The 26,976-nt window shown below is 54.2% G+C and carries 21 protein-coding genes, 1 tRNA gene and 1 pseudogene; 15 read left to right on the top strand and 8 right to left on the bottom strand.

The features are described from left to right. Positions 1-6: 6 nt before the first annotated feature. From MXM41_RS05890 to yejF, 3 genes are read left to right on the top strand one after another with little or no spacing between them, the layout of a single operon-like run. Positions 7-1,101 (top strand): microcin C ABC transporter permease YejB, encoded by a 1,095-nt coding sequence (locus MXM41_RS05890; protein WP_325930488.1) that lies wholly within the window; start codon positions 7-9, stop codon positions 1,099-1,101. Beyond that, the gene (locus MXM41_RS05895) at positions 1,101-2,126 is read left to right on the top strand and encodes an ABC transporter permease (protein WP_325930489.1); all 1,026 of its coding nucleotides are present in this window, start codon (positions 1,101-1,103) and stop codon (positions 2,124-2,126) included. The genes MXM41_RS05890 and MXM41_RS05895 overlap by 1 nt, the downstream gene beginning before the upstream one ends. A 1-nt stretch (position 2,127) precedes the next feature. Beyond that, a complete protein-coding gene (gene yejF, locus MXM41_RS05900) occupies positions 2,128-3,717 on the top strand; it encodes a microcin C ABC transporter ATP-binding protein YejF (RefSeq protein WP_325930490.1) in 1,590 nt (529 codons plus the stop codon). 3 nt (positions 3,718-3,720) lie between these two features. Here the strand turns inward: yejF and MXM41_RS05905 are convergent, their stop codons facing one another. From MXM41_RS05905 to rsuA, 3 genes are all read right to left on the bottom strand, one after another. After that, complete coding sequence (locus MXM41_RS05905) at positions 3,721-4,065, bottom strand: YejG family protein (RefSeq protein ID WP_325930491.1); 345 nt, start codon at positions 4,063-4,065, stop codon at positions 3,721-3,723. 333 nt (positions 4,066-4,398) lie between these two features. After that, entirely contained in the window at positions 4,399-5,595 is a 1,197-nt protein-coding gene (locus MXM41_RS05910; protein WP_325930492.1) for a Bcr/CflA family multidrug efflux MFS transporter, read from the bottom strand. A gap of 15 nt (positions 5,596-5,610) precedes the next feature. Continuing rightward, the gene (rsuA, locus tag MXM41_RS05915) at positions 5,611-6,318 is read right to left on the bottom strand and encodes a 16S rRNA pseudouridine(516) synthase RsuA (protein ID WP_325930493.1); all 708 of its coding nucleotides are present in this window, start codon (positions 6,316-6,318) and stop codon (positions 5,611-5,613) included. 151 nt (positions 6,319-6,469) lie between these two features. Here rsuA and MXM41_RS05920 point away from each other — a divergent pair, with 151 nt between their 5' ends. Both MXM41_RS05920 and rplY read left to right on the top strand, forming a co-directional pair. Then, positions 6,470-8,227, top strand: coding sequence for a DEAD/DEAH box helicase (locus tag MXM41_RS05920; RefSeq protein WP_325930494.1), 1,758 nt, complete (start codon positions 6,470-6,472; stop codon positions 8,225-8,227). Positions 8,228-8,355: 128 nt separating this feature from the next. Beyond that, positions 8,356-8,640, top strand: coding sequence for a 50S ribosomal protein L25 (gene rplY / locus MXM41_RS05925; protein WP_325930496.1), 285 nt, complete (start codon positions 8,356-8,358; stop codon positions 8,638-8,640). Between the two features lie 51 nt (positions 8,641-8,691). On the opposite strand, the gene yejK is transcribed toward rplY, so the two are convergent. Beyond that, on the bottom strand, positions 8,692-9,699 hold the full coding sequence (gene yejK / locus MXM41_RS05930; protein ID WP_325930497.1) for a nucleoid-associated protein YejK: 1,008 nt from the start codon (positions 9,697-9,699) through the stop codon (positions 8,692-8,694). A 134-nt stretch (positions 9,700-9,833) separates the two neighbouring features. Here yejK and MXM41_RS05935 point away from each other — a divergent pair, with 134 nt between their 5' ends. From MXM41_RS05935 to MXM41_RS05970, 8 genes are all read left to right on the top strand, one after another. Further along, positions 9,834-10,061 (top strand): YejL family protein, encoded by a 228-nt coding sequence (locus MXM41_RS05935; protein ID WP_032612681.1) that lies wholly within the window; start codon positions 9,834-9,836, stop codon positions 10,059-10,061. A 19-nt stretch (positions 10,062-10,080) separates the two neighbouring features. Further along, complete coding sequence (gene yejM / locus MXM41_RS05940) at positions 10,081-11,841, top strand: LPS biosynthesis-modulating metalloenzyme YejM (RefSeq protein ID WP_325930498.1); 1,761 nt, start codon at positions 10,081-10,083, stop codon at positions 11,839-11,841. A 73-nt stretch (positions 11,842-11,914) separates the two neighbouring features. Then, positions 11,915-11,991, top strand: a tRNA-Pro gene (locus MXM41_RS05945). Positions 11,992-12,655: 664 nt separating this feature from the next. Beyond that, entirely contained in the window at positions 12,656-13,237 is a 582-nt protein-coding gene (gene ecpA / locus MXM41_RS05950) for a common pilus major fimbrillin subunit EcpA (RefSeq protein WP_325930499.1), read from the top strand. A 76-nt stretch (positions 13,238-13,313) separates the two neighbouring features. Continuing rightward, on the top strand, positions 13,314-13,991 hold the full coding sequence (locus MXM41_RS05955) for a hypothetical protein (protein ID WP_325930500.1): 678 nt from the start codon (positions 13,314-13,316) through the stop codon (positions 13,989-13,991). A gap of 8 nt (positions 13,992-13,999) precedes the next feature. Beyond that, positions 14,000-16,537, top strand: a complete 2,538-nt coding sequence (locus tag MXM41_RS05960) for a CS1-pili formation C-terminal domain-containing protein (protein ID WP_325930501.1) — start codon at positions 14,000-14,002, stop codon at positions 16,535-16,537. A gap of 37 nt (positions 16,538-16,574) precedes the next feature. Next, positions 16,575-18,146, top strand: coding sequence for a fimbrial protein (locus MXM41_RS05965; protein WP_418936772.1), 1,572 nt, complete (start codon positions 16,575-16,577; stop codon positions 18,144-18,146). A gap of 31 nt (positions 18,147-18,177) precedes the next feature. Beyond that, entirely contained in the window at positions 18,178-18,855 is a 678-nt protein-coding gene (locus MXM41_RS05970; RefSeq protein WP_325930503.1) for a molecular chaperone, read from the top strand. Between the two features lie 80 nt (positions 18,856-18,935). Here MXM41_RS05970 and MXM41_RS05975 read toward each other — a convergent pair whose 3' ends face one another. After that, the gene (locus MXM41_RS05975) at positions 18,936-20,339 is read right to left on the bottom strand and encodes a DUF7594 domain-containing protein (RefSeq protein ID WP_325930504.1); all 1,404 of its coding nucleotides are present in this window, start codon (positions 20,337-20,339) and stop codon (positions 18,936-18,938) included. 91 nt (positions 20,340-20,430) lie between these two features. Next, the gene (locus MXM41_RS05980; RefSeq protein ID WP_325930506.1) at positions 20,431-21,615 is read right to left on the bottom strand and encodes an MFS transporter; all 1,185 of its coding nucleotides are present in this window, start codon (positions 21,613-21,615) and stop codon (positions 20,431-20,433) included. A 283-nt stretch (positions 21,616-21,898) separates the two neighbouring features. Here MXM41_RS05980 and eco point away from each other — a divergent pair, with 283 nt between their 5' ends. Then, positions 21,899-22,396 (top strand): serine protease inhibitor ecotin, encoded by a 498-nt coding sequence (gene eco, locus MXM41_RS05985; protein ID WP_325930507.1) that lies wholly within the window; start codon positions 21,899-21,901, stop codon positions 22,394-22,396. Between the two features lie 36 nt (positions 22,397-22,432). On the opposite strand, the gene mqo is transcribed toward eco, so the two are convergent. Further along, complete coding sequence (gene mqo, locus MXM41_RS05990) at positions 22,433-24,088, bottom strand: malate dehydrogenase (quinone) (RefSeq protein WP_325930508.1); 1,656 nt, start codon at positions 24,086-24,088, stop codon at positions 22,433-22,435. Between the two features lie 178 nt (positions 24,089-24,266). Here mqo and MXM41_RS05995 point away from each other — a divergent pair. After that, positions 24,267-25,555, top strand: a pseudogene (locus MXM41_RS05995) (SulP family inorganic anion transporter). Here the strand turns inward: MXM41_RS05995 and mgtE are convergent. Then, positions 25,518-26,954, bottom strand: coding sequence for a magnesium transporter (gene mgtE, locus MXM41_RS06000; RefSeq protein WP_325930509.1), 1,437 nt, complete (start codon positions 26,952-26,954; stop codon positions 25,518-25,520). The pseudogene MXM41_RS05995 and the gene mgtE sit on opposite strands and share 38 nt — an antisense overlap. Between the last annotated feature and the right edge of the window lie 22 nt (positions 26,955-26,976).

The raw sequence follows: 26,976 nt of genomic DNA on the forward strand, positions 1-26,976 counted from the left end.
ATTGCAATGGGCGCTTATTTACTTCGTCGTTTACTGCTGGTGATCCCCACCCTGTGGGCGATTATCACCATCAACTTTTTTATCGTGCAGATTGCCCCCGGCGGCCCGGTGGATCAGGCGATTGCCGCCATTGAATTTGGCAACAGTGGCACGATGCCCGGCGGCGGTGATGAAGGGATGCGCGCCAGCCATGCCCGCACCGGGGTGGGCAATATCAATGAGAGCCACTATCGCGGCGGACGCGGGCTGGATCCTGAGGTGATCGCTGAGATCACCCAGCGTTACGGCTTCGATAAGCCGATCCACGAGCGCTACTTCAAAATGCTGGGGGATTATCTGCGCTTTGATTTTGGCGACAGCCTGTTTCGCAGCGCGTCGGTGCTGCATCTGATCAAGGAGAGTCTGCCGGTTTCCATTACGCTGGGTCTGTGGGGAACGCTGATTATCTATCTGGTTTCGATCCCGCTCGGCATCCGCAAAGCGATGGACAACGGCAGCCGGTTCGATATCTGGAGCAGCACGTTCATTATTATCGGTTACGCTATCCCGGCGTTCCTGTTTGCCGTCCTGCTGATTGTCTTTTTCGCTGGCGGCAGCTATTTCGATCTCTTCCCGCTGCGCGGGCTGGTTTCGACCGATTTCAGCACCCTGCCGTGGTACAAGAAGATAACCGACTACCTGTGGCACATCACCTTGCCGGTGCTGGCGACGGTAATCGGCGGGTTTGCGGCGCTGACTATGCTGACCAAAAACGCCTTTCTCGACGAGATCCGCAAGCAGTATGTGGTGACCGCCCGTGCCAAGGGGGTGAGCGAGCGGCGCATTCTGTGGAAACATATTTTTCGCAATGCCATGCTGCTGGTGATCGCCGGTTTTCCTGCCACCTTTATCAGCATGTTCTTTACCGGCTCCCTGTTAATTGAGGTGATGTTCTCCCTTAACGGCCTGGGTCTGCTGGGCTACGAAGCCACCGTCTCGCGGGATTATCCGGTGATGTTTGGCACGCTCTATATTTTCACCCTGATTGGCCTGCTGCTGAATATCCTCAGTGATATCTGCTATACGCTGGTCGATCCGCGTATTGATTTTGAGGGTCGCTGATGCCGCGCTTAAGCCCCATCAACCAGGCCCGCTGGGCTCGCTTTCGTCACAACCGCCGCGGCTACTGGTCGCTGTGGATCTTCGCCCTGTTTTTTGCGCTGAGCCTGTGCTCGGAGATCGTCGCTAACGACAAGCCGTTGCTGGTGCACTTCAACGATCGCTGGTACGTTCCGGTTGTCAAGAATTACAGCGAGAGCGATTTTGGCGGCCCCTTCGCCACCGCTGCGGATTATCAGGATCCGTGGCTCCAGGCGCAGTTAAACGAGCACGGCTGGGTGCTCTGGACGCCGATCCGCTTTGGCGCCAGCAGCATTAACTTTGCCACCACCACCCCTTTCCCGTCGCCACCCTCGGCGCAAAACTGGCTGGGCACCGACGCCAATGGTGGGGATGTGCTGGCGCGTATTCTGTACGGAACGCGAATCTCTATCCTGTTTGGCCTGCTGCTGACCCTGTTTTCCAGCGTCATGGGCGTACTGGCCGGAGCGATCCAGGGCTATTACGGCGGCAAAATTGACCTCTGGGGGCAGCGGTTTATCGAAGTGTGGTCCGGTATGCCGACGCTGTTCTTAATTATTTTGCTTTCAAGCGTGGTGCAGCCCAACTTCTGGTGGCTGCTGGCCATCACGGTACTGTTTGGCTGGATGGCGCTGGTGGGCGTGGTGCGGGCGGAATTTCTGCGCACCCGCAACTTCGATTACATTCGCGCGGCTCAGGCGCTGGGGGTGAGCGATCGCGGGATCATCTTTCGCCACATGCTGCCAAACGCTATGGTGGCCACGCTCACCTTTCTGCCGTTTATTCTTTGCAGCTCCATCACCACCCTCACCTCGCTCGATTTTCTCGGCTTCGGCCTGCCGCTGGGCTCGCCTTCGCTGGGGGAACTGCTGTTACAGGGCAAAAATAATCTGCAGGCGCCGTGGCTTGGGATCACCGCGTTCCTCTGCGTTGCCGTGCTGCTCTCATTGCTGATTTTTATTGGCGAAGCGGTACGCGATGCCTTTGATCCGAATAAGGCGGTTTAACATGACGCAGCCTCTGCTCCATATCGACGCGCTCTCCGTTGCCTTTCGCCAGCAAGGCGAAGTGCGCACCGTGGTGAAGGATATCTCCCTGCAGATAGAGGCCGGCGAGACGCTGGCACTGGTGGGCGAGTCGGGTTCCGGAAAGAGCGTTACCGCCCTGTCTGTCCTGCGTCTGCTGCCTGCCCCACCGGTGGTGTATCCCCAGGGTGATATCCTTTTTCACGGCGAGTCGCTGCTGCACGCCGATGAACGTACGTTGCGCGGGATACGCGGGAATAAAATTGCCATGATTTTCCAGGAGCCGATGGTGTCGCTCAATCCGCTGCACACCCTGGAAAAACAGCTCTATGAGGTGCTCTCTCTGCACCGCGGGATGCGCAAAGAAGCTGCCCGGGGAGAGATGCTGGACTGCCTGGAAAGGACCGGGATCCGCAATGCGGCAAAACGGCTCGGCGATTTTCCTCATCAGCTTTCGGGCGGTGAACGCCAGCGGGTGATGATCGCCATGGCGCTGCTGACCCGCCCGGAGCTGCTGATCGCCGATGAACCGACAACCGCGCTGGATGTTACGGTGCAGGCACAGATCCTGCAGCTGTTGCGCGAACTGCGCGACGAGCTGAACATGAGCCTGTTGTTCATCACCCACAATCTCGGCATCGTGAAAAAACTGGCCGACCAGGTGGCGGTGATGCAAAACGGCCGCTGCGTGGAACAGAACCGTGCCGCGTCGCTGCTTGCCTCACCGCAGCACCCCTACACCCAGCGCCTGCTCAACAGCGAGCCCGCAGGCGATCCCGTCCCACTGGAAGACGCCGCTCAGCCGCTACTGCGCGTGAAAGATCTCTCTGTGGCATTTCCTGTGCGAAAAGGCATCCTGCGCCGGGTCGTGGACAATAAGCAGGTGCTAAACAACGTCAGCTTTACCTTGCGCCCCGGCGAGACCCTGGGGCTGGTGGGCGAATCCGGCTCCGGCAAGAGCACTACCGGGCTGGCGCTGCTACGCCTGATCGCCTCAAAGGGGGAGATCCTGTTTGACGAAAAGCCCCTGCATCAATGGGATCGGCGCCAGATGTTACCCGTCCGCCACCGGATGCAGGTAGTTTTTCAGGATCCTAACTCCTCACTTAACCCGCGGCTTAACGTGCAGCAGATCGTTGAGGAGGGATTGCGCGTACACCAGCCCGACCTGAGCCTGCAGGCACGCGAAGAGGAAGTTATCCGGGTGATGGGGGAAGTGGGGCTCGATCCGCAGACCCGGCATCGTTATCCCGCCGCCTTTTCCGGCGGCCAGCGCCAGCGGATCGCCATTGCCCGCGCGCTGATCCTGCGACCGGAGTTGATTATTCTGGATGAACCGACCTCATCGCTCGACAAAACCGTCCAGGCACAGATCCTGGCGCTGCTGAAGGCGTTGCAGCAAAAACATCGCCTGGCCTATATCTTTATCAGCCACGATTTACAGGTGGTACGCGCGCTATGTCACCAGGTGATTGTGTTGCGTCAGGGAGAGGTGGTCGAGCAGGGAGACTGTCAGCGCGTGTTTGCCGCGCCGACGCAGGAGTACACGCGTCAGCTGTTAGCGTTACGCTGACGCTCAGAAAGGATTTTGCCCAGAGAAGGGCTCGGCGATGGCCACGCCGACGTTTTTCAGGCGACAGGTTGCCGCAAATTCGTCCTGGCTTTTCACGAACAGGCACGGCTCGCCTTCGCACTCCAGCACCGAGCTGTAAAGCTCAATGTCCGTCAGCGCCTGGCTCAGCTTTTCCATCAGCGGCCATGCGTTGCCCTCTTCCGGGCTCAGCAGCTTTAGCGCCACCAGACAGTTATCAGGTTTTGTTCCGCTCTGCGGAATCGGTTCAACCTTCGAGCCTGCAAAACCCGCTGACCAGCGATAGCTCTGCGGCAAGCGATGCACAATTGAGAGCTGTAATGTATTCACGTTTGTTCCCCGGAAGCAAAATATACTTCACAATCTATTTACATTTATAGTAACACAACATCACTCGCCTGCTCTGTTTTTAGTAAGAAAACGCTTACACCCAGCATTCATGGGCTTTGAGGTCTTATTTTTCAGGGCTTTCTGGCGAGGTTTCAGGTTTATAGCGGCGCTATATGTACCCGTTTCTGTGATCTAACACAACCTTTTTAACTACAAAGATGTGACTATTTACACAAATAGATTTTACATAAAAGAAACAAACATGAGGTTGGTGAACCGCACTTTGATTGACCTGTATCAAAAAAGGGCCCCGCCGGGACCCTTTTTTGTGCGTTATTTCACCGCTTTTCGTGGCCGACTGGCGTAGAGCGTGAAGAGAATTGAGCAGGTGGCGCAGAAGACGATGGACCAAATCATCGGCCAGGCGGAGTTAAAGGTCGCCATCGACAGCAGCGCGCCGACAATGGCGCCGATACCAAAACGGAAAGTACCCGCCAGCGACGAAGCGGTGCCCGCCATATGGGGGAACTCATCCAGAATAACCGCCATGGCGTTTGACGAGACCAGCGACACGCAGCCGACGAAAGCCGCCACCCCTACTACCAGCGACCAGAAGCCCACATCGAAGAACGCCGAGACCACCATCCAGATAGCCATGGCGAACTGGATCCAAAGCCCGGCGCGGAACATGTTCAGCGCCCCTACCCGACGCACAAAGCGGCTGTTGATGAGGGTCATCACGATCAGGAAAACGATGTTCAGCGCGAAGTAGTAGCCAAAATGCTGGGGGGAGACATGGTTCAGCTCGATATAGACAAAAGGCCCGGCGCTCAGGAAGGAGAACATCCCGGCAAAGCTGAAACCGCTGGCCAGCATATAGCTCAGCACCCGCTTGTGGCGGAACAGGGACGCGAAGTTGCCAAGCGTGGTGCGAATATGAAACTTCTGCCGCCGCTCAACCGGCAGCGTCTCTTTAATAAAGAAGAAGATCATCAGAGAAGCCAGCAGTGCCGCCAGCGCCAGGATCCAGAAGATGGCGTGCCAGCTAAACCAGACCAGCACCGCCCCGCCCGCCATGGGCGCAACAAGTGGCGCTATCGTGGTGACCAGCATGACGAAGGACATCATGCGGGAGAACTCTTCTTTCGGATAGATATCGCGCATCAGGGCGTTGATGACCACGCTGGCGGCCGCCGCGGCCAGGCCGTGGAAGAAGCGCATCACGATCAGCTGATCGATGGTCTGGGCCAGAGCACAGGCCACCGCCGCTGCGGCAAAGATCAGGGTGCCGCCCAGGATCACCGGCTTACGTCCCAGGCTGTCCGCCATGGGGCCATATAACAGCTGCCCGACGGCAAAACCCAGTATATAGGTGCTGAGGGTCATCTGCGCGCTGCCTGCCGGCACGCCAAACTGCTCGGCGATCACCGGCAGCGCGGGCAGATACATGTCAATAGACAGCGGCATCAGCATGGCCAGCAGGCCAAGAATAAAGACAATGCTGAACGACGAGTGTGGCCTGGTGGTCACAGTTAGCTCCTGAAATTAGCGTGAAGAGTGGCCAACGCTGGCAATTTCTTCTTCCGTCAACGGGCGATATTCGCCTGGCTCAAGGTCCGGGTCGAGGGCGATCGCGCCGATCCGTTCGCGATGCAGACCGACAACGTGGTTGCCCACGGCGGCAAACATGCGCTTAACCTGATGGTAGCGCCCTTCGCTGATGGTCAGACGCACTTCGGTAGGGGTGATCACTTCCAGCACGGCGGGCTTAGTCAGATCTTTTTCATTATGCAGCTGGACGCCATGGGCAAACTGTTCTGCCGTGCTGTCGCTCACCGGCGACTCCAGGGTCACCAGATAGGTCTTCTCGCAATGGTGGCGCGGTGAGGTGATCCGGTGTGACCACTGACCGTCATCGGTCATCAGCACCAGGCCGGTGGTATCGATATCCAGACGTCCGGCGGCGTGCAGCTTGTGCGCCACAGGCTCATCCAGGAAATAGAGGACGGTCGGGTGATCGGGATCGTCGGTCGAGCAGACATAGCCTTGCGGCTTATTGAGCATGAAGTAACGCGGGCCATTCTGCTGGGTCAGCGAATTGCCTTCATATTCCACCTGATGGTCAGGCTGGAGTTTGAACGCGCTGTCTCGCACAATATCACCATCCACGGTCACGTGGCTGGCGCGAATCAGACGCCCGGCAATAGCGCGGCTTACGCCGAGTTGCTGAGCGATAAACTTATCAAGTCGCATGAAATATTTTAAGCCTTAAAGGTGCCAGGAGCCGGACAACGCGTCCGGAAAAGAAGCAGTCAGAAACAGCTCAGTATAACGGGCTCTGTGCGCCACTCAAGGGAAAAAGTTTCGTGGCATAATATGAGCGAGATAACTAAACCGAGACCCCATGACCTTTACACTTCGCCCCTACCAGCAGGAAGCCGTGGACGCTACCCTCGCCCACTTTCGTCAGCATAAAGAACCGGCGGCTATTGTTCTGCCCACCGGCGCAGGTAAAAGCCTGGTCATTGCCGAACTGGCCCGCCTGGCGCGGGGCCGCGTGCTGGTGCTGGCGCACGTCAAAGAGCTGGTGGCGCAGAACCATGCCAAGTATCTGGCGCTGGGGCTGGAAGCGGATATTTTTGCCGCCGGCTTACAGCGTAAGGAGAGCCACGGCAAAGTGGTGTTTGGCAGCGTGCAGTCGGTGGCCCGCAACCTGGATAAATTTCAAAGCGAGTTCTCACTGCTGATTGTGGACGAATGCCACCGCATCAGCGATGACGACGACAGCCAGTATCAGCAGATCCTGACCCACCTGAAGCGCGTCAATCCGCACATCCGCCTGCTGGGGCTCACCGCCACGCCGTTCCGCCTCGGTAAAGGCTGGATTTACCGCTTTCATTATCACGGCATGGTGCGCGGCAATGAAGACGCGCTGTTCCGGGACTGTATTTACGAGCTGCCGCTGCGTTACATGATTAAACACGGCTATCTGACGCCACCGGAACGGCTGGATATGCCGGTAGTGCAGTATGATTTCAGCAGGCTGCAGGTGCAGAGTAACGGCCTTTTCAGCGAGGCGGATCTTAACCGCGAGCTGAAAAAGCAGGATCGTATTACTCCGCATATCATCAGCCAGATTATGGAGTTCGCCGCCGCGCGCAAAGGGGTGATGATTTTTGCCGCCACCGTGGAACACGCCCGGGAAGTCACCGGCCTGCTGCCCGCCAGCGACGCCCGGCTGATTACCGGTGAAACGCCGGGCAGCGAGCGTGACCAGTTGATTGAAGCCTTTAAGGCACAGCAGTTCCGCTATCTGGTGAATGTGTCAGTACTTACTACCGGCTTTGATGCCCCGCATGTCGATCTGATTGCCATTCTGCGTCCGACCGAATCCGTCAGCCTCTATCAGCAGATTGTGGGCCGCGGCCTGCGCTTAGCCCCCGGAAAAACCGACTGCCTGATCCTGGATTATGCCGGTAACCCGCACGACCTGTATGCCCCGGAAGTGGGAGCGCCAAAAGGCAAAAGCGACAACGTACCGGTGCAGGTTTTTTGCCCGGCCTGCGGGTTCGCCAATACCTTCTGGGGTAAAACCACCGCCGACGGCACGTTAATCGAACACTTTGGCCGCCGCTGCCAGGGCTGGTTTGAAGATGATGATGGCCATCGCGAACAGTGCGACTATCGCTTCCGCTTTAAAAACTGCCCCCAGTGTAACGCCGAAAACGACATTGCCGCCCGTCGCTGCCGCACCTGTGATGCGGTGCTGGTCGATCCCGACGATATGCTGAAAGCGGCTTTGAAGCTAAAAGACGCGCTGGTACTGCGCTGTAGCGGCATGGTGCTGGCCCACGGCGCCGATGAAAAAGGCGAATGGCTGAAAATCACCTATTTCGACGAAGATGGCGCCGATGTAAGTGAGCGCTTCCGCCTGCAAACACCCGCTCAGCGCACCGCCTTTGAACAGCTGTTTATCCGTCCGCACACCCGCACGCCCGGCGTACCGCTGCGCTGGATCACCGCGGCGGATATCGTTCATCAACAGCCGTTACTGCGCCATCCTGATTTTGTGGTCGCGCGGAAAAAAGGACAGTTCTGGCAGGTGCGTGAAAAGGTCTTTGATTATGAGGGCCGCTTCCGCCGTGCCAATGAATTGCGGTGAGAGCGGGACTTTTCATTGATGTGAAAGCCATTTGAGTATAAAATGCCGCCCGCTTCACATCCGTGAGGCAGAACACTCACCTGTTGCTGGGTCGCCTGTAGCAGGATTTTTTATACAGAGAGAAATCAATGTTCACTATCAATGCAGAAGTACGTAAAGAGCAGGGTAAGGGTGCGAGCCGCCGCCTGCGCGCAGCTAACAAATTCCCGGCCATCATCTATGGCGGCGAAGCTGCTCCTGTCGCAATCGAACTGGACCACGACAAACTGTGGAACCTGCAGGACAAAGCTGAGTTCTACAGCGAAGTTCTGACCATCGTTGTTGACGGTAAAGAAGAGAAAGTTAAAGCTCAGGCAGTACAGCGTCACGCTTACAAGCCAAAACTGTCTCACATCGACTTCGTTCGCGCGTAATCGCAAACTTGTCGAAAAGAAACCCCGCATTGCGGGGTTTTTTTATGGCCGTTATTTACCGCCGGAGGTGCGGCGCTGCAGCTGATCCCGCAGGTTGGGCGGCGTGCCTTTTATGGTCAGCGTGTCGGTCGCCGGATCCCAGAAAATGCGCTCGCCCAGCAGCATGGCATCAAAGTTAATGGTTAACCCGCCGCCGCTACCGGCAAATTTTGTGAGCTGACGCAGCGTGCTGCGATCCGCCGGGAAGCTCTCTTCCAGCTCGTAACCCTTCTCCGCCGTAAATTCCTGGAAACTTACTTCACTGACGCCTGCCAGCTCTTTGGATAGCGACTCCAGTTCAATCTCTTCCCCCGCCTGCAGCTGTTCGTTGCAGTAGGCATAAACCTGCTGACGCACGTTCTGGCGTTCCGCTTTATCCAGTTCGGCTTCTGCGGTGAAATCATCCACCGCCTGCAGCAAACCTTTATTCTGCGCTTTGGCATTCAGGCCTTCGCTGGCGCCAAGGAAATCCATAAAGAAGTCGGCCACCTTGCGCCCTACCCGGCCTTTCAGGAAGGTGAGATAGCGGGTGGATTCCGGGTTGGTTTCCCATTCAGTTAAATCGATACGCGCCACGATATCGGCATGGTTGATGTCCAGATAGTGGGTCGAACTGATATCCAGCTGCTCATTGACGCGCATGCTGCTTAAGTTATTCAGCACCGCCACCAGCAGGTACTCGACCGCCAGGTAACGATAGTGGCAGAACAGAACGATGCCACCGTCGGCAAAGGGATATTTTGCCAGCTCATCGCGCAGACGCCCGGTTGCCGCCCGGCTGAACGCGAGAAACTCCTCTTCACCCTGACGCTGCAGGCGCAGCGCCTGCGCCAGTTCGCTCTCTTCACTGAACAGGCCATAGGCTTTGTTTTTGGCACTGTAAACCCGGTGCAGCTCCGCCATCATGTCAACAACGGTAGGCGTCGGTTCCAGTAACGAATCGCGCAGAACCAGCTCAAGGGTTTGCTCATCACGCTTGATAAGCTGGTGCAGGGCAATCTGGTTGATATCCAGACTCATGTTAAACTCTCCTTTTAGACCGGGCCGTATTCAACCACCCCCCGGTCATGTATGCAACCGAAGATAAAAAAGGGGAAAAAAAGCTGTTGCTACGGTAATATGTTGCCCTTTCCTTCACAAACAGATTTAGATTTATGCCACAACTCTCCCGCTACAGTGATGAACACGTTGAACAAATGCTCAGTGAGCTGCTCAACGTACTGGAAAAACATAAGGCACCGACCGATCTTTCCCTGATGGTTTTGGGAAATATGGTGACTAACCTTATCAATACCAGCGTTGCGCCGGCTCAGCGCCAGGCGATCGCGAAATCTTTCGCCCAGGCCTTACAGTCCTCGGTTAACGACGACCAGGCACACTAAGGGATACGAACGACAGTTTATGGTGACGAATCGTCAGCGCTACCGTGAAAAAGTCTCCCAGATGGTTAGCTGGGGGCACTGGTTTGCCCTGTTTAACATTCTGCTGGCGATGGTGCTCGGCAGTCGTTATCTGTTTGTCGCCGACTGGCCGACGACGCTTGCCGGACGGGTTTACTCCTGGATAAGCGTCATTGGCCATTTCAGCTTTCTGGTGTTCGCCACCTATCTCCTGATCCTCTTTCCGCTGACGTTTATCGTCATGTCGCAGCGGCTGATGCGGTTTGTCTCCGCCATCCTTGCCACCGCAGGCATGACGCTGTTGCTAATCGACAGCGAAGTCTTTACCCGTTTTCACCTGCATCTTAATCCCGTCGTCTGGGAACTGGTGATCAACCCCGACCAGAATGAAACGGCGCGGGACTGGCAGCTGATGTTTATCAGCGTGCCGATTATCCTGTTGATAGAGATGCTGTTTGCTACCTGGAGCTGGCAAAAACTGCGCAGCCTGACGCGTCGCCGTCGCTACGCCAAACCGGTCGCCGCCCTGTTTTTCGTGGCCTTTATCGGCTCGCATTTCATGTATATCTGGGCGGACGCCAACTTCTATCGCCCGATCACTATGCAGCGCGCGAACCTGCCGCTCTCCTATCCAATGACCGCTCGCCGTTTCCTCGAGAAACACGGTCTGCTGGATGCGCAGGAGTATCAGCGCCGCCTGATCGAGCAAGGCGATCCTGAAGCGGTATCGGTGCAATATCCGCTCAGCGATCTGCGCTTCCGTGACATGGGCCAGGGGCAGAATGTGCTGCTGATTACCGTCGACGGTCTGAACTACTCGCGCTTTGAGAAACAGATGCCTGCGCTGGCAGAATTCGCCGACAAAAACATCAACTTTAGCCAGCATATGAGCTCCGGTAACGCGACCGATGCCGGTATCTTTGGCCTGTTCTACGGCATTTCGCCAGGCTATATGGACGGCGTGCTGTCTTCGCGTATCCCGGCGGCGCTGATCACCGGCCTGAATCAGCAGGGTTATCAGCTGGGACTGTTCTCCTCTGATGGCTTCAGCAGCCCGTTGTACCGTCAGGCGTTGCTGTCCGATTTCTCGCTGCCGGTCACGCAGAGCCAGTCCGATGCACAAACTGCCGGGCAGTGGATCAGCTGGTTGAACCGCTATGCGCAGGACGATAACCGCTGGTTCTCGTGGATTGCCCTCAACGGCACGACGCTGGATGAGAGCAACCAGAAGACCTTTGCCCGCCGCTACGCGCAGGCCGCAGGCGGTGTGGATGCGCAGATCGCCCGGGTGCTGGATGCCCTGCGTGAATCCGGCAAGCTGGATAACACGGTCGTGGTGATCACCGCCGGTCATGGGGTGCCGCTGGGTGACGAGCGTAAGGATGTCGACTGGTCACGTCCTCGCCTGCACGTTCCGCTGGTGATCCACTGGCCAGGTACACCATCGCAGCGCATTAACATGCTGACCGATCATAAAGATGTGATGACGACCCTGATGCAGCGTCTGCTTCACGTCAGCACGCCAGCCAATGAGTACTCGCAGGGTCAGGATCTGTTCAGCGCCACGCGTCGCCACAACTGGGTGACGGCCGCCAGTAACAATACGCTGGCCGTCACGACGCCAACCCTGACGCTGGTGCTGAGCAGTAACGGTAATTACAAAACCTATAATCCGCAGGGTGAGAAGCTCAACGACCAGACGCCGCAGCTAAGCCTGCTGTTACAGGTGCTGACGGACGAAAAACGGTTTATTGCTAACTGATTTAAAATTAATCAGTTAGCCTGAACTGGCCTTGCATTAAACGCGGAAATGGGTAGTATGAATTCTTATGCGTCGGCACGTAGCGCAGCCTGGTAGCGCACCGTCATGGGGTGTCGGGGGTCGGAGGTTCAAATCCTCTCGTGCCGACCAAAAATTCCCCAAAAAAACCAACCTTCGCGGTTGGTTTTTTTATTTGTGTCGCTCGCGCGGGCGCGTGTGCCATTTACCTCATCTGCATCTTTTTTATCCACCCTGGTCGAATAAGAGGGCTGAGAATTTTCTTTCGTTAAAATAAATCAGGCCAGTGGCAGTAGATTTACTTAAACCACTAAAAAAAAACATAACCCGAGCCTATCAAAGCACGCTCTTTAAGTTATAAAAAACAAATAATTAAGATAATCTGTAATGATCCTTCGTAATCAATTTTCTTTTTACTTAAATACTTAACGACTTTTTCCTCATAAAACAATCACAATGGAATATGTATCTGAGTAAAATCATTCGCATAATATATTTAGCCGAAACATGATTCATTCGAAGCGTAAATAGTTAAATAAATAGTTACACATCGGAAATTTTAATAATAAAATGAATCTAATTAATCGCTTGTACAAACAAGTCCCCACTCATTAAACTAGCCCCACATTTGAAACACGAAACGTTTTAAATGAAATTTTCCATAACAAAATATCGGTAATAAAATACCCTCAATTCCCTGTGAATTTTTTGTTAATAAAAAATTGCTGAGAAATGATTACATCAGGTCAATAAATATTGCCCACCATAACGGACTACTATAGTAAAGGAATATAAAATGAAAAAATTAATGTTAGCAGGTTGTATTGCTGCCGCTGCCGTTTGCTCTAACGCTATGGCAGATGTTACTGCCTCCGCTACCGCTACCTGGGATGCCAGCGCAACTAAAGATACCACCAGCGCACTGGTTGTCACCCCGCTCAAATCTCTCTCTTTCCAGTATGCAGAGGGCATTCAGGCGTTTAACACCCAGAACGGCGCTTTCGACATTACTGTTAAAGGCCAGTCTGGTGCGACCGATTTCATGCTGACATCTCAGATCGTGACCAACACCCTGAGCCGCGCTACTGATAATTCTACGCTGGATGTCAGTGTTAAATGGAATGACAAGGCGTTGAGCAAAACCGAAGCGGTAAAACTGATCGATACATCTGATAACGTCTCCGCAGGTCTGGACGCGCTGGCTGTGAGCACTGCTTACGCGGGTTCTGACCGTACCTCTACACAGGGTAACTTTACCTTCGGTATCGACTCGGCAACCAGCGACGGCACCAACAAAGTTGAGTTTGCCGAGCTGAACGATGGCTACTGGAGCGGCGACGTTAAAGTACAGTTCAACGCAGTCTGGACTACCGCTTAATTATCATCCTCGCAGTGCCCCTTCATTGGAAGAGACAAGGAGACTATTAGTCTCCTTTTAATCTAAGGATCCCCCCATGAAATTACGTTGTCTTAGCGCGATCGCGTTATCTATGGCAATTGTTTTTCCTGCCCTGGCTATTAACGTTGGGGATGTTACCTCAATAATAACCTCAAAAAATAATAGCCTGGCAAAAGAGATTGAGAATAATACCGAGGCTGCACGTTTCGTTAGCGTTAAGGTTGAAAGATTATCTTCCCCAATGGCCGATGGAAAGGTCATGCCAATGGCAGACCGCTCTGAATTACTTTCAACACCAGCAAGTTTAATATTACCTGGTAATGCCAAAGAAAACTTCCGTTTCATTTATAACGGACCCGCTGATGATAAAGAACGTTATTATCGACTGTCATGGACTGATGAACCCATTTCAGAGTTTGATGCAAGTAAAAAAAGCAAGCTCGGTCAGGCGACCACATCAGCAGTTATTGGCACCATTCTGGTTGTTGCACCACGTAAAGAACACTTTGACTACAAGCGCCAGGGCGGTGAGATCACCAATACGGGTAACGTTTCTTTCCGTGTGATTTCCTATGGTCCTTGTAAAGATAAAACTAAGGATGACGGTAAGGGCTGCCGTGAAAGATATCATTTAATGCCCGGTCTCAGCGTAAAAATAAAACATACCGACCTCAGCAATAAAATGACCCGTATTGGCATCTGGCATGGTGAGCAGTTAATTAACGCAAAATAGAGACTATTATGGATAAGTCTGATTTAAAGAAGGGATCTGTATTTTGTGGACTCATGTTAACCGCCGCTGTTGCTTTACCAGCAAATGCTGCCGTACCTCTCCAGGTTAATAATCAAGTCATCCCTACTGCTTTCGCCTATGCTCTTCAGCAGGGCATGACGATCCCTGTTTTTATACGATATGATGGTGAAAAGGCAGTCGCCCCCAGTCGTCAAAAAATCGCTGACGCAATCATTTCGGTTAACGATAATGTTTTTGTTATTAATCAGGTCACTCTCTCTGACCTGCCAAACAGAACGGAGCTGGCCTCTCAGCTTAAAACCGTTATCAGCGAGTTGAAGGACGCCCGATTTAACGACGGGAATCGACTCCCGCTCAGTAATGACGCCTCTATCATTCTTGATACCCGTTCTTTTTATCTTGAACTGTTGGTCAGCAGAGAGGCCATGGACGCGGCAATAATACCGCGCACTAATATGCTGGGCGAATCATCTTCAGATCAACTTTCTAACATTCTAAACTACGCTGTCGGGAGCTATTACAGCCAGTACGATGAGGATAACAACGGCAGCAGTTATATCACTCTGGATAACTCTACGTCGCTGCGCGAGCACCATGTCAACCTCAATGGTTCTGTTTATGGCGTAGGGACCAGCGACAATAAAAGCGAGCTGTATCGCGCAATGTATGAGCGCGACTATCAGGGGATGCGTATTGCCGCAGGGATGGTGGATACGTGGAACCTGCAGTCGATCGCCAGCATGAGCGCGCTGAATTCCAGCCGCATCTATGGGATTAGCCTTGGCAATAAAAGCAGCACCCGAATTGAAGATAACACCTTAACTCTGGTACCTATTACCGTGTTTTTACCTGCTGCGGGCGAGGTACATATTACACGTAATGGTAAGCTGCTGAGCATTCAACAATTTTCAATGGGGAGCTATGAGGTTGATACCTCTAAATTACCCTTTGGTGTATACAATGTTGATGTGACTGTGATGGTGAACGGCAAAGAGGTTAGCTACCGAACCACGCAAATTAACAAGACGTTTGCACGCGAATCAAGCGTGACGGGTCTTATAGACTGGCAGCTATTTTCTGGCATGCTTAAATACAATAAAATGGATTACCGTGACCATGAAAATATCGACTATGGTGAAAAAAAGACCTGGGTTGCGGGCACGGCATTCGGCACACGGCTCCCCATCTTATCCGGCGTAAATATTAAAGCCACCCTTTATGGCTTTGACAATAATGGCGTCAATGAGTCGGAAATTAACGTCGATTTTAACGATCTCTTTAGCGCCAACCAGCAGCTGCTGCTGGCAACAGACAGCAGCTGGCAGAGTACCAGTACGTTGAACCTTGCTCTCCCGGGCGGCTACGGCAATATCTGGGCATCGCGCCAGTTCGGCCATATAGGCGATAAACTGCCGATATACAAAAGTGACTATTTGACCCTCGGCGCCAGCACCAATCTGAATACGTTTATCCCATGGTTAGGGAGTCTCTCCGTTAGCTACTCAAAGGATAAATACAATGATAATGATTACACTAACGTAGATTACAGCCAGTCACTTTATAACGGGCGTTGGGCCACGCTCACGCTGCGCACCGGTATCCAGCGATATTCTTATGAGGATAGCGGAAACGTCAGCGATAAATACATCAATCTGGATTTGAGCTTGCCGCTTTCAACCTGGTTAAGCACCGGTATGTCCAGTGAAAATGGCGCTACGCTGGCAAACGCAACCCTGCGTAAAAGTTTTGATAACAGCCCGATTACTCAGGTTGGGGCATCATTGTCGAAACGTATTAGCGGCGGTAACGGGAGTGATAGCAATAGCTACCATTCTGACGATTTCGCCATTAACAGTTACGCCTCTTATGATACTAAATACAATACCGGAACCGTCTCGGCAACACGTTCTTCAGATAATAACACCAACCTGACCCTCAACTCGCAGGGTAGCGTTGCGTGGACGAAAGAGGGTATTAACCTTGGTAAAGGTACGGACAGTTCCGGTATCGTCATCAACACTAATTTCACGGAAGAAGGACAAATGACGGCGCAAATCAATGGCCATAACTACCCTCTCACCGGTAAAAGTAATTACATCAGCCTCCCCGCTTACGCTGAATATAAAGTTGAGCTAATGAACGACAAAAACGCTATGGATAGTGTAGAAATCGTCCGCGGACGTCGCAGTAATGTCGTGCTTTATCCCGGTAACGTCAGCGTGATTACGCCTGAAGTCAAGCAGCTGGTCACCGTATTTGGCCGGATGAAAAACATTAACGGCAAAGCTTTTTCCAACGTCAATATTCGTAATCACATTGGTAAAACGAAAACCAATGAACAGGGCGAGTTCGCTATGGATGTCGACAAGCGCTATCCGGTCATCACGTTAATTGACCAGCAGGGCGGCGTTTGCGAAGCCGACCTGGAACTGACCAAAGCGCGTGGCGCCGTATGGATGGGCGATATTCCATGCCACCCACAGGTTCAGTCAGCATCGAATAAAGGGACGCAACCTAATGTTTAACAGACAGACGTTAGCACTTATTGTATTCAGCCTTGCTATGACGTTTTTTAACTCCAGGGCAGCGTACGCGGTACATATGTATAATGAGGCTGCGGTCTCTAACTCTTATTTGTTTATTGAAAACAACGTTGATAATGAATATTTTCTGACTTCATCCACTCTCGATCCCCGCTTTACGGGAGCAAATACCTGGACCAGGTATAAAACCAACCAGGATAGTATGGGTTACATGGGCGTCGTGGCCTGGTTTGAAACCAATACCTGGGTGGATATGTGGATTGATAATTCCCCCATTGATGGTCCTTTTATGGGGATCCGCTGCCGTACCCAGAACGGAGGGTCATGCTCCTCAACAGGCTATATCGCTGCGGGTGACAGGGATAACAACGGCTTTTATCACTCTCGTGCCGGCAATAATGTCTATAACGGCGCCTATGGTTTTGCTTCCTTTAGCCCAGCAGCGTTTGATTACTTTAAGAACCAGACGGTGGGGACACAGGATAGTTTCGATCTTAACTACTGCTACAGTGACACAGACTACGACTATGCTGCCGGCGAGCGTTGTAATACCCTCAGCAGCGGCTACTGGCACAAGCGTAAATTTAACGCCACAAAAGTGGGTCATCTCAGGCTTCAGAGCACGGGAGCCCTGGCAGAAGTGTGGATCGCCAGCGACGGTACACCGAGCGTAAACATTGGTTCTGAATATTGCCAGGTGGGGGTGGTGGCCAACGTCAGGGGGCTGATTTGTAAGATGGCCGCTTACTCCCTGCAAGAAACTAAAAACATCAATTCGCTTGATTTTAAGATGATAATTGATAACTCGAAGCTTGGTTTTAGCCCGGCCCTGACAGACGTAAAATACAGTGGCGATGCCAGCAAATGGTATAACTTCAGTACCGCTACCGATTACAACAACGTTTTCACCACCGGGGGTGATTACGTCTATGCCTTTATCTCTGATAACTTTTTCCAGAAAATGGTGAAGGCGGGGACAAGTATTACTGCCAATGACAATATTTTTACCCTCAATTTTAATAACACCAATACACCTGAGTCGGGTTACTATCAGTTCACGACCTCGACGACGCTGAATATCGTTCCTAAAGAGTATGGTATTAGCATTATTTCAGCAGACGAAAAGGCGAACCCTAAACAGTCCGGCAAAATCGGCAGTGAAAAGGCCATTGAGTTTGATTATCGTATTACCACATCGGCCCCGCGTCAGGCCGATAGCATTACCGTCCAGGTCGTCGGCGAGAGCGCAACGATTCTGCGCATCCCCTACTGCGTGTTTACCTCTGCCGATGGAACCTTAAAGGTGCCGGTTCCGGCCTATATCTCATTTACCAGTCATTCGGGTGCCACCATTACGAAGCGAAACAGCTGTTCGGATGCGCCGATCAATATTACAGGTGCCAACTGGGTACAAACGGCGTGGAACGCCAATCTTGATGATTCATTTTATTACAAAGCCAATATTAAGCTGATCTTCCCTATGGATGACTCTCGCTCTCAGTTTACGCTTTCTGGCCAGGACTGGATGGGGACAGTCAGCGCCAGCGGGGAGATAAAGGCGACGGCAACCTGGGTAGGCGTCGATCGTTAATCTTAAGCCTGATGCTCAGAGGTCTATAGTAATGAGAAAAGCGGGTTTCACACTCCCGGCGCTGTTGGCAGCGCTGCTATTCATTAACACGGCACATGCCGTCTGGTTTAGCGCGCTCATCTACGATATGCCGGCAGACCAGGATTTCGTCTCCCGGCCAATCTATAACGATACCGACCGAACGAATCTCTATAAGGTCAGCGCCTGGAAAATTGACAGGCCTGGCAATGGCGGTGAAAAAAAAATCAGTGACCAGGATCTGGAGATCCTCTGGGCGCCGCTGAAGTTTTCGCTCGCGCCTCTGCAAACGGACTATTTTAAGCTGTTTTATCGCGGCCCCAGGGATGATAAAGAGCGCTATTTCCGGGTCGTGTTTAAGGAGATCCCGCTTCGTCTCTATCCTCTGCAACAATCCGGCAGTAACTTAAACGTGCTGCCGGTGACCTCGATGAGTACCATACTCGTTGTTCGTCCGCGTAAAATTAACCTTGCTTATAAAGTTGATGAACAAAAAGGAGTTATCGAAAATACCGGCAATACCTTTTTCAGGGTGATTATCCAGAAGGGCTGCGAGGGTGATGACGAAAGCTCAACGCAGTTTTATATGCTGCCGGGGGAAAAGTACCAGGACAGAAACGTCAGCGTTAAGAACAGAAAATTTATCGTGGCGCAGGAGCAATACATCAAACTGGGTGATGGATGCTTTTGAACTTAACGCCCTTCAGGCCGTAAATCCCTCAGAAAAGAAGCCGGGTAGCCCCCGGCTTCTGTCGGTAGTTACCCCCTGTATCAGGTTTCCGGGGTGTGTTTATACCCCGTCAACATCAGGATCAGACTCTCTTTCGAATCTGCCGGACTGAACTGGTAGTGGTTACCCTGACGGTCGCCACCGATGTACCAGGAGATTTCAGTCTTGCCCGCCGCCAGGGCTTTACGCACCGCCTTGTCGACATCCACCATCCAGTACTCACGTTTGTTGTTCAGATACAGGATCGCATCCGAGCTGTAGTTGCAGGAAGGCCGTTGTTTCCAGGTGACGGTCGCCGGATCCCAGTCGTTGCTGGCCGGATAGAAAAAGATCTGATCCGCGCCGTTGGCTTCCACTTTCCCGCCGTAGATACGCACCTTGTATTTGAACAAAGTAGCATCCTGGCCGGCTGGCAGCGGTGGGATCTTAAATTTCACCAGGCTCATGGTCTCCGGGTTGCGGGTCCGGCCGCCGTTTTTCCAGTTATCCTGGATTAACAGCGTCTGCGCCGTTGGGACCGGGGTGGACGGCGTCTCGCTGCTCACCCAGACGTTCGCCAGCGCCTTCGAATAGCCGTACGGCACGTTGGTACCGCAATCCATACCCTGGTTCATGCACATCTCGGTCATAAAGCGGGCGCCCTCTTCGGTCCAGCCGTTTATAAAGTCGGCATGCGCAGTGTAAAGGCTGCCCCAGTGCTCCTCGCGCACATCGCCATTCATGGTCGGATCGAGCGACAGCTGCGCTTTAGCCGTATCCAGAGAAGTAATGCCGTGCAGCACGTAAGCCACGTTCATGTTCACCGTTGGGATCTTGACCGGGAAGCCGGAAGGACACTGCCCTTTCACATCGTAAGTCGCATTAGCCATCCCATGATGCGGCTTGAGGTTAATACCGTCCCAGCAGTCAGGGAACTGGATGCCAATGTTAAACTGCACCGCATCTTTGGCTTTTCTCAGCCCGCACACTTCACCGATTTTATTGCTGTAGCCTTTGCCGTTGGCGCATAAAAAAGTGATCCGCGAGTTGGGTTTGCTGCCGTGGTGATCGCCCGCTACCATCGCCAGACCGGCGGGGAATGGGCTGAGCGGATACTGATCGACGTTCGAAGCTTGATAGTAAGTTTTCTGATACGCAGGCTTAACCACCGTGCCGTCCGGCAGGCGCAGCGACGGCGCCCAGTAAGCTGAGCTGTCGGCCTTGTTATCGCAGGTGGTTTCCGACTGCTTACGCAGAGACTGATAGCCTGACCAGGCATCCGTGCGGGTGTTACCGAAAAAGTCGTGCCACATCGCCTGGTTGGTTTTACCAGACATCATAATGGCGTCATCGCCCAGGGTATGGCTGTAGGCGCAAACGACGTGCGCCTGCGGGCCCGCATGAACGTAAAGTGACGGTAGCAACAGGGCTGACGCCAGGGCGGTATAAAGTGGGGTCCTTTTCATAAATATCTCCTGATAGAAAGGACCACATTGGTAACAAAACGGCGCTAACGCGCCGATTTTTTTGCTGAATATTTTTCTACAATTGCGCGCTTTACAACGCTGCCGGGCGTTTCAGCAGGTACCCCAGCGTCACGAGGCAAATAATCGCCCCGGCATAAAACGTGTATTCCGCGCCCCAGGTCTCCCAGATGATACCTGCACCCAGGCTGGCAAGCAGCAGCGCCACGCCGCTCACCATGCTGAACAGACCAAACGCGGTTCCTCGCAGGTCGGCGTGCGCCGTTCTGGCGATCATCGCGGTCAGCAGCCCCTGGGTCATCCCCATGTGGATCCCCCACAGCGCCACGCCGGCAATAATGCCCATCCAGTGGGTGCTCAGCGCCAGCACGATATCCGCTGCGATCAATACCACCAGCCCCCACTGCAGCAGCCGGGTGGGGCTCATGGCATCGGAAAGTTTGCCGAACGGATAAGCTGAAAACGCGTAAAGCAGGTTCATGGCGACCATCACCAGCGGGATCAGCGCCAGCGGAATATCCGCCTGCTGGGCACGCAGCACCAGAAAGGCCTCGCTAAACCGGGCCAGCGTAAAGACGGCGCCAAGGCCAATCACCCACCAGCAGCTGGCGCCGAGACGTTTCAGGTTCTCTTTTTTGATCGGACTGGAACGCTTATGGGTGACAGGCGTGGCGGGCTCATGAAGACCTAAAAAGAGCAGCAGGACGGCCAGCACGCCGGGAATGACGGCAATCCAGAAAATGGTGCGGAAATCGTCGTTCCACAACAGCATCATGCCGACGGCCAGCAGCGGGCCAAGAAAAGCGCCGATGGTATCCATTGACTGGCGCAGCCCGTATGCGGCTCCGCGTAATTCTGGCGGCGTGACGTCAGCGACCAGCGCATCGCGCGGTGCACCACGGATCCCCTTTCCGACCCGATCAATCAGACGCGCTCCGAGGATCATTCCGGCAGAGGAGGCGATCGCAAACAGCGGCTTACTGGCCGCGCCCAGCCCGTAACCCAGCAGCGCCAGCCCTTTACGTTTACCCAGATAGTCGCTGATTGCGCCGGAAAAGACTTTAATGATAAGCGCGGTGGCTTCCGCCAGCCCTTCAATAAGACCAATGAAAATGACGCTGGCCCCCAGAGTGGTCACCATAAAGAGCGGCAGTAAGCTATGGATGATTTCCGATGAAATATCCATCAACATGCTGACGCCGCCAACAACCCAGACGCCTTTTGGGATCCTGCTCAGCGTGGAAAAGCGGGAGACCATGCTCCACTCCTTTTAGCCAGAAAACAATTATTTAACCTGAAAACGCACATGTGTGAAGTACGAATTATTCGCGTCAGTAGTGAAAAGCGAAACCCGGTACCTGTCGCTGCCGCCGGGGTGTTAAGTTTATTACACCCCTGTGTATTTCCCTTTACCGGCCATAACCAGAATTTTAAACCAAATAAAAAGGCATTTATCAGTGATATACGCCAGTTAAAAATAAAACTAAGGCAAAAAAAACTATTCATGGTAGTGTGTTGACCATCGTTTGACATAAAAAGGAATGACTGTGAAAAACGCCTCTAAATGCCTCGTCGCACTGCTGGCCCTGACCTGTGCCAGCGCATACGCCACCAGTGCCAACCAGCCGCTCAGCAAAACGGCCCCGTATCCGCCAGCGGAACAGGGGATGAAACGCCAGGTGATCGACCTGCCTGAGCAGCAAGATGAAGCGAATTACAAAGTTGAACTGCTGATCGGCCAGACGCTGGAAGTGGATTGTAACGTGCATCGCCTCGGCGGTGAGTTAACCAGCAAGACGCTGGAAGGCTGGGGTTACGACTACTACGTTTTTGATAAGGTCACCTCGCCGGTCTCCACCATGATGGCCTGCCCGGAAGGGAAAAAGAGCACCAAATTTGTGACCGCCAGTCTGGGCGAGCATAGCCTGCTGCGCTACAACAGCAAGTTGCCAATTGTGGTGTATACGCCTGCGAATATAGAGGTGAAATACCGCATCTGGCAGGCTGATGAAAAGGTCGAAAACGCCGTCACACGTTAATAAAAAAGCCGGGTTAACTTACCCGGCTTTTTTTCATCAGAGCGCGATATCCGCAACCGGTTTGCTTTCCGGCTGGGAGGTCGCCTGCGCCTCAGGCTGAGGTGCCGCATCCGGTGCCTGCGGTTTTTCATACTTCAGCTGCAGAACACGGCTGGTGTACTCCAGTTCCTGCTCGGTGGCGTCAACGTTGCCGTTCAGCGAGGTGCCGTAAGACGGAATGATGGTCTTCAGCTTCGCCTGCCATTCGGGGGTCGCCACTTTGTCTTTGAACACTTTTTCCATCAGGTGCAGCATAATCGGTGCCGCGGTAGAGGCGCCCGGGGATGCCCCCAGCAGCGCGGCCACGGTGCCCTCTTTATCGCTCACCACTTCAGTACCGAGACGCAGCACGCCGCCTTTTTCCTCATCACGCTTGATGATCTGCACGCGCTGGCCCGCCTGCCAAAGACGCCAGTCCGCTTTCTTCGCTTCCGGGTAGTACTCTTTCAGCGCCTCAAAGCGCTCGTCATCAGATAGCAGCACCTGGCTAATCAGGTATTTTACCAGGTCGAAGTTATCCAGACCGACATCAACCATCGGCCCGACGTTAGAGGTAGTCGTCGCACTCAGCAGATCCCACAGCGAGCCGTTCTTCAGGAATTTGGTCGAGAAGGTCGCGAACGGCCCGAAGAGCACCACGCGTTTACCGTCAAGCATACGGGTATCGATATGCGGCACCGACATTGGCGGCGCGCCCACGGACGCCTGACCATAGACCTTCGCCAGGTGGCGATTCACCACGTCCGGGTTTTCCGACACCAGGAACTGCCCCCCAACCGGGAAGCCCGCGTAATTTTCCGCTTCCGGGATCCCCGTCTCCTGCAGCAGCTTCAGCGCCGCGCCGCCCGCTCCGATAAAGACAAACTTCGCCTTGATGACGTGCTCTTCTTCATTATGCTTCAGATCGGCGACGGTCACGCTCCAGGAGTTGTCGGCGTTACGCTTAAAGCCGCGCACTTCGGTATTCAGCGCCAGGTTGAAGTTCTCTTTTTTCTGCAGAGAGCCCACCAGCTGACGGGTGATTTCACCGTAGTTAACATCGGTGCCAATTTCCGTACGGGTGGCGGCCACTTTCTGGTTCGGGTCGCGCCCTTCCATCACCAGCGGCGCCCACGCTTTGATCTGGGCGTGATCTTCGGAGTACTTCATGCCGCGGAATAGCGTGCTTTGCTGCAGGGCAGCATAACGTCCGCGCAGGAAGTTCACGTTGTCGTCACCCCAGACAAAGCTCATGTGCGGCACGGTGTTAATGAAACTGTGCGGATCGTGCAGCACGCCGCTGTTCACCTGGTGAGACCAGAACTGGCGGGAAATCTGGAACGCTTCGTTGATCTCAACCGCTTTCTCGATACTGATGGAGCCGTCCTTTTTCTGCGGCGTATAGTTCAGCTCCATTAATGCCGAGTGGCCGGTGCCGGCGTTGTTCCAGCCGTTGGAGCTCTCTTGCGCCACGCCATCCAGGCGTTCAACCATGGTCATGGACCAGTCCGGCTGCAACTCTTGCAGATAGGTGCCAAGGGTGGCGCTCATGATCCCACCACCAATTAAAAGAACGTCTGTTTTCTGCTCTTGTGGTGCGTCCGCTTTCACCGCCATGGAGACGGCGTTAAGCCCCACGGCCAGTGAAAAGAGCGCGGCAGTCATTTTTTTCATCATCTATGCCTTAGTTATATGCGTGGAAATTGCAGGTGAAATAAGCTGCGGGGCAAAATTAGCAACATTTAAATATTGTTTAAAGGTTAAGAAATTATTGTAATTGTGAAATTTAATGGTGGAATGTTTGTATGGAAATGTCGCATCCGGCTGGCAAAACGGCGCTTTTCTGGCTACTATGCTGCACTTTGTGATCGCGCGCACGGAAGCCCGCCCAAACCTGCGAAGCTTATGTCTCAATCTCTGATGCCCAATGAAGGTCGCGTAGCAACCGTGCTGCGCTCTCCAACGCTTTTTGTGCGTGAAATTCTGGCCGGGGTGATTACCGCCCTGGCGCTGATCCCGGAAGTGATCTCCTTCTCGGTTGTGGCGGGTGTAGACCCGAAAGTCAGCCTGTTTGCCTCGGTCGTGCTTTGCCTGGGACTCTCGGTGCTGGGCGGCCGTCCGGCAATGGTGACCGCAGCAGCCGGTTCCGTTGCGCTGGTGATCGGTCCGATGGTGGCGCAGCACGGCGTTCAGTATATTCTGCCGGCAGTGCTGCTGGCGGGCGTGATTCAGATCTTGTTTGGCGCGCTGGGAATGGCGCGGCTGATGCGCTTTATACCAGCCTCGGTGATGACCGGGTTTGTTAACGCGCTGGGTATTTTGATCTTCTTCGCCCAGGTTCCCCATTTCTGGAGTAAGAGCCCGCTGATCGTCGGCCTCTTTGTCCTGACGCTGTTAATCGTGCTCTGGGCGCCGCGCTACATTAAAAGCATCCCCTCGCCGCTGATTGCCATTGTGGTATTGACGCTGTTTACCGTCACCAGCGGTCAGATCCTTCCTACCGTAGGCGATGAAGGCTCCATGGGCGGTGGCCTGCCGGGCATCACCCAGATGCTGGTGCCGCTCAACCTGCAGACCCTGAGCATTATCTGGCCCTGCGCTCTGAGTATCGCTTTTGTCGGCCTGATGGAGTCGCTGCTGACCGCGAAGCTGGTGGATGAGCTGACGGCAACCCCGTCCAGCAAGCGCCGCGAAAGCGTGGGGCTCGGCGTGACAAATATCATGGCGGGCTTTTTTGGCGGGATCGCCGGTTGCGCGATGATCGGTCAGACCATTGTTAACGTCGAAATGGGCAAAGGGCGCAGCCGCGTCTCCACCTTTGCCGCCGGTCTGGTGCTGCTGGTGCTGGTCACTGCCCTGAGCGAAGTCATGGCGAAAATTCCGATGGCGGTGCTGGCGGGGATCATGGCGATTGTCGCCATCAAGACCTTCAACTGGCAGAGTATTCGCCCTGCCACGGTAAAAGGCGCGCCGGTTGCGGAAACGCTGGTAATGCTGGTGACCGTCGGGGCCACCGTTTCAACCGGCAATCTGGCGATTGGCGTGGTGGGCGGGATTATCGCGATGGCGATCCTCCCTGCCCGCCTGCGGCGTAAAAGCGCTGTTACAGCAGAAACAGCGTCGCCAGCCCAAGAAAAATAAAGAAGCCCCCGGTATCGGTGATCGCGGTGATCATCACGCTCGACCCCACTGCGGGGTCGCGCCCCAGGCGGGTCATGATCATCGGAATAAGTACCCCCATCAGCGCCGCCACCAGCAGATTCAGCACCATTGCCAGGGTCATCACCCCACCCAGCGCCATATCGTCGTACAGCCACCAGGTGACGCCCCCCATAATGCCGCCCCACACCAGGCCGTTGATCAGTGCCACCCCAAGCTCACGCAGGATCAGGAAGCTAAAGTTGCCCGGCTGAATATGCTGGAGCGCCAGGGCGCGCACGATCATGGTGATGGTCTGGTTGCCGGTATTGCCGCCAATACCCGCCACGATGGGCATCAGCGAAGCCAGGGCCACCAGCTGCGAGATGGTATGTTCAAACCCGTCAATCACTCGCGAGGCGATAAAGGCGGTGCAGAGATTAAGCGCCAGCCATGCCCAGCGGGTTTTCACCGCCTTGCTCACCGGGGCGTACACATCTTCTTCGGCGCTTAATCCCCCGAGGGCGCGCATGTCGTTGTCGGTCTCTTTGTAAACCACATCGACGATCTCATCGATGGTCAGGCGCCCCATCAGTTTCCCCCCTGAATCTACCACCCCGGCGCTGAGCAGGTTGTCACGCTCAAAGGTGCGGGCAGCCTTTTCGGCATCGTCTTCCGGGGAGAAGAGCATCGGTTCCGTTTCCATCACCTCACTGACTTTCGAGCGGGCGCTATTCAGCAGGATAGTCTGTAGCGCAATCTCGCCGAGCAGGGTTCTGTCCCGGGAGGTAACAAAGAGCTTGTCGGTATTTTTTGGCATTTTGCCCAGACGCCGGAGGTAGCGCTGGACCGCGCCCAGCGTCACCTCCGGGCGTACCGTGATCACGCTGAACTCCATGATCGCGCCGACGCGGTCCTGCTCATAGTGCATGACCTGGTGGACGCGTGCGCGGTCCTGAGGTGGCAGCGACGCCAGCAGGCGCCCGGTCAGGTTTCGCGGCAAATGCTGGACCAGGTAGAGCTGGTCATCAATATCCAGAGTGCGCACCGCGTCGAGAATGGCGTGGTCGCTCATCTCATCGATCAGATCGTCCCAGACGTTTTCGGAGGCCTCCAGCAGTACCTGACCGCGCTCGTGATCCTCTACCAGCCGCCACAGGGCATGGCGCTCTTCCGAGGGCAGCGCTTCGAGAGTATCGGCGAGATCCGGCGGCGGCAAATGCTTCACCAGCGCCCCTACCTCAGCAATATCGTCGGCTAAGGTCCCGACATCATATTGCTCAGCCAGGGTCAGTTTACCCAGCAGGGAGGACGTAAGCGCTTTGTCGGTGGTCATCAGCCAGATCAGTCGCGCACGCTCTTCATCGCGCAGCCTTGCGCTATTTTTGGTTAATCCAGACATCAATCATAAATCCATTAAATGA

Source organism: Leclercia adecarboxylata (assembly GCF_035787115.1).
GTDB classification, from domain to species: domain Bacteria; phylum Pseudomonadota; class Gammaproteobacteria; order Enterobacterales; family Enterobacteriaceae; genus Enterobacter; species Enterobacter adecarboxylatus_E.

What these genes read in the sequence shown, in the direction of transcription:
- MXM41_RS05970 (WP_325930503.1), top strand. Translation starts at nt 18,178, where the DNA reads ATGAGAAAAGCGGGTTTCACACTCCCGGCGCTGTTGGCAGCGCTGCTA.
- mgtE (WP_325930509.1), bottom strand. Translation starts at nt 26,954, where the DNA reads ATGTCTGGATTAACCAAAAATAGCGCAAGGCTGCGCGATGAAGAGCGT.
- rplY (WP_325930496.1), top strand. Translation starts at nt 8,356, where the DNA reads ATGTTCACTATCAATGCAGAAGTACGTAAAGAGCAGGGTAAGGGTGCG.
- MXM41_RS05935 (WP_032612681.1), top strand. Translation starts at nt 9,834, where the DNA reads ATGCCACAACTCTCCCGCTACAGTGATGAACACGTTGAACAAATGCTC.
- yejF (WP_325930490.1), top strand. Translation starts at nt 2,128, where the DNA reads ATGACGCAGCCTCTGCTCCATATCGACGCGCTCTCCGTTGCCTTTCGC.
- MXM41_RS05965 (WP_418936772.1), top strand. Translation starts at nt 16,575, where the DNA reads ATGACGTTTTTTAACTCCAGGGCAGCGTACGCGGTACATATGTATAAT.
- MXM41_RS05980 (WP_325930506.1), bottom strand. Translation starts at nt 21,615, where the DNA reads ATGGTCTCCCGCTTTTCCACGCTGAGCAGGATCCCAAAAGGCGTCTGG.
- MXM41_RS05920 (WP_325930494.1), top strand. Translation starts at nt 6,470, where the DNA reads ATGACCTTTACACTTCGCCCCTACCAGCAGGAAGCCGTGGACGCTACC.
- MXM41_RS05955 (WP_325930500.1), top strand. Translation starts at nt 13,314, where the DNA reads ATGAAATTACGTTGTCTTAGCGCGATCGCGTTATCTATGGCAATTGTT.
- MXM41_RS05895 (WP_325930489.1), top strand. Translation starts at nt 1,101, where the DNA reads ATGCCGCGCTTAAGCCCCATCAACCAGGCCCGCTGGGCTCGCTTTCGT.
- yejK (WP_325930497.1), bottom strand. Translation starts at nt 9,699, where the DNA reads ATGAGTCTGGATATCAACCAGATTGCCCTGCACCAGCTTATCAAGCGT.
- eco (WP_325930507.1), top strand. Translation starts at nt 21,899, where the DNA reads ATGACTGTGAAAAACGCCTCTAAATGCCTCGTCGCACTGCTGGCCCTG.
- MXM41_RS05960 (WP_325930501.1), top strand. Translation starts at nt 14,000, where the DNA reads ATGGATAAGTCTGATTTAAAGAAGGGATCTGTATTTTGTGGACTCATG.
- ecpA (WP_325930499.1), top strand. Translation starts at nt 12,656, where the DNA reads ATGAAAAAATTAATGTTAGCAGGTTGTATTGCTGCCGCTGCCGTTTGC.
- MXM41_RS05890 (WP_325930488.1), top strand. Translation starts at nt 7, where the DNA reads ATGGGCGCTTATTTACTTCGTCGTTTACTGCTGGTGATCCCCACCCTG.
- yejM (WP_325930498.1), top strand. Translation starts at nt 10,081, where the DNA reads ATGGTGACGAATCGTCAGCGCTACCGTGAAAAAGTCTCCCAGATGGTT.
- rsuA (WP_325930493.1), bottom strand. Translation starts at nt 6,318, where the DNA reads ATGCGACTTGATAAGTTTATCGCTCAGCAACTCGGCGTAAGCCGCGCT.
- mqo (WP_325930508.1), bottom strand. Translation starts at nt 24,088, where the DNA reads ATGAAAAAAATGACTGCCGCGCTCTTTTCACTGGCCGTGGGGCTTAAC.
- MXM41_RS05975 (WP_325930504.1), bottom strand. Translation starts at nt 20,339, where the DNA reads ATGAAAAGGACCCCACTTTATACCGCCCTGGCGTCAGCCCTGTTGCTA.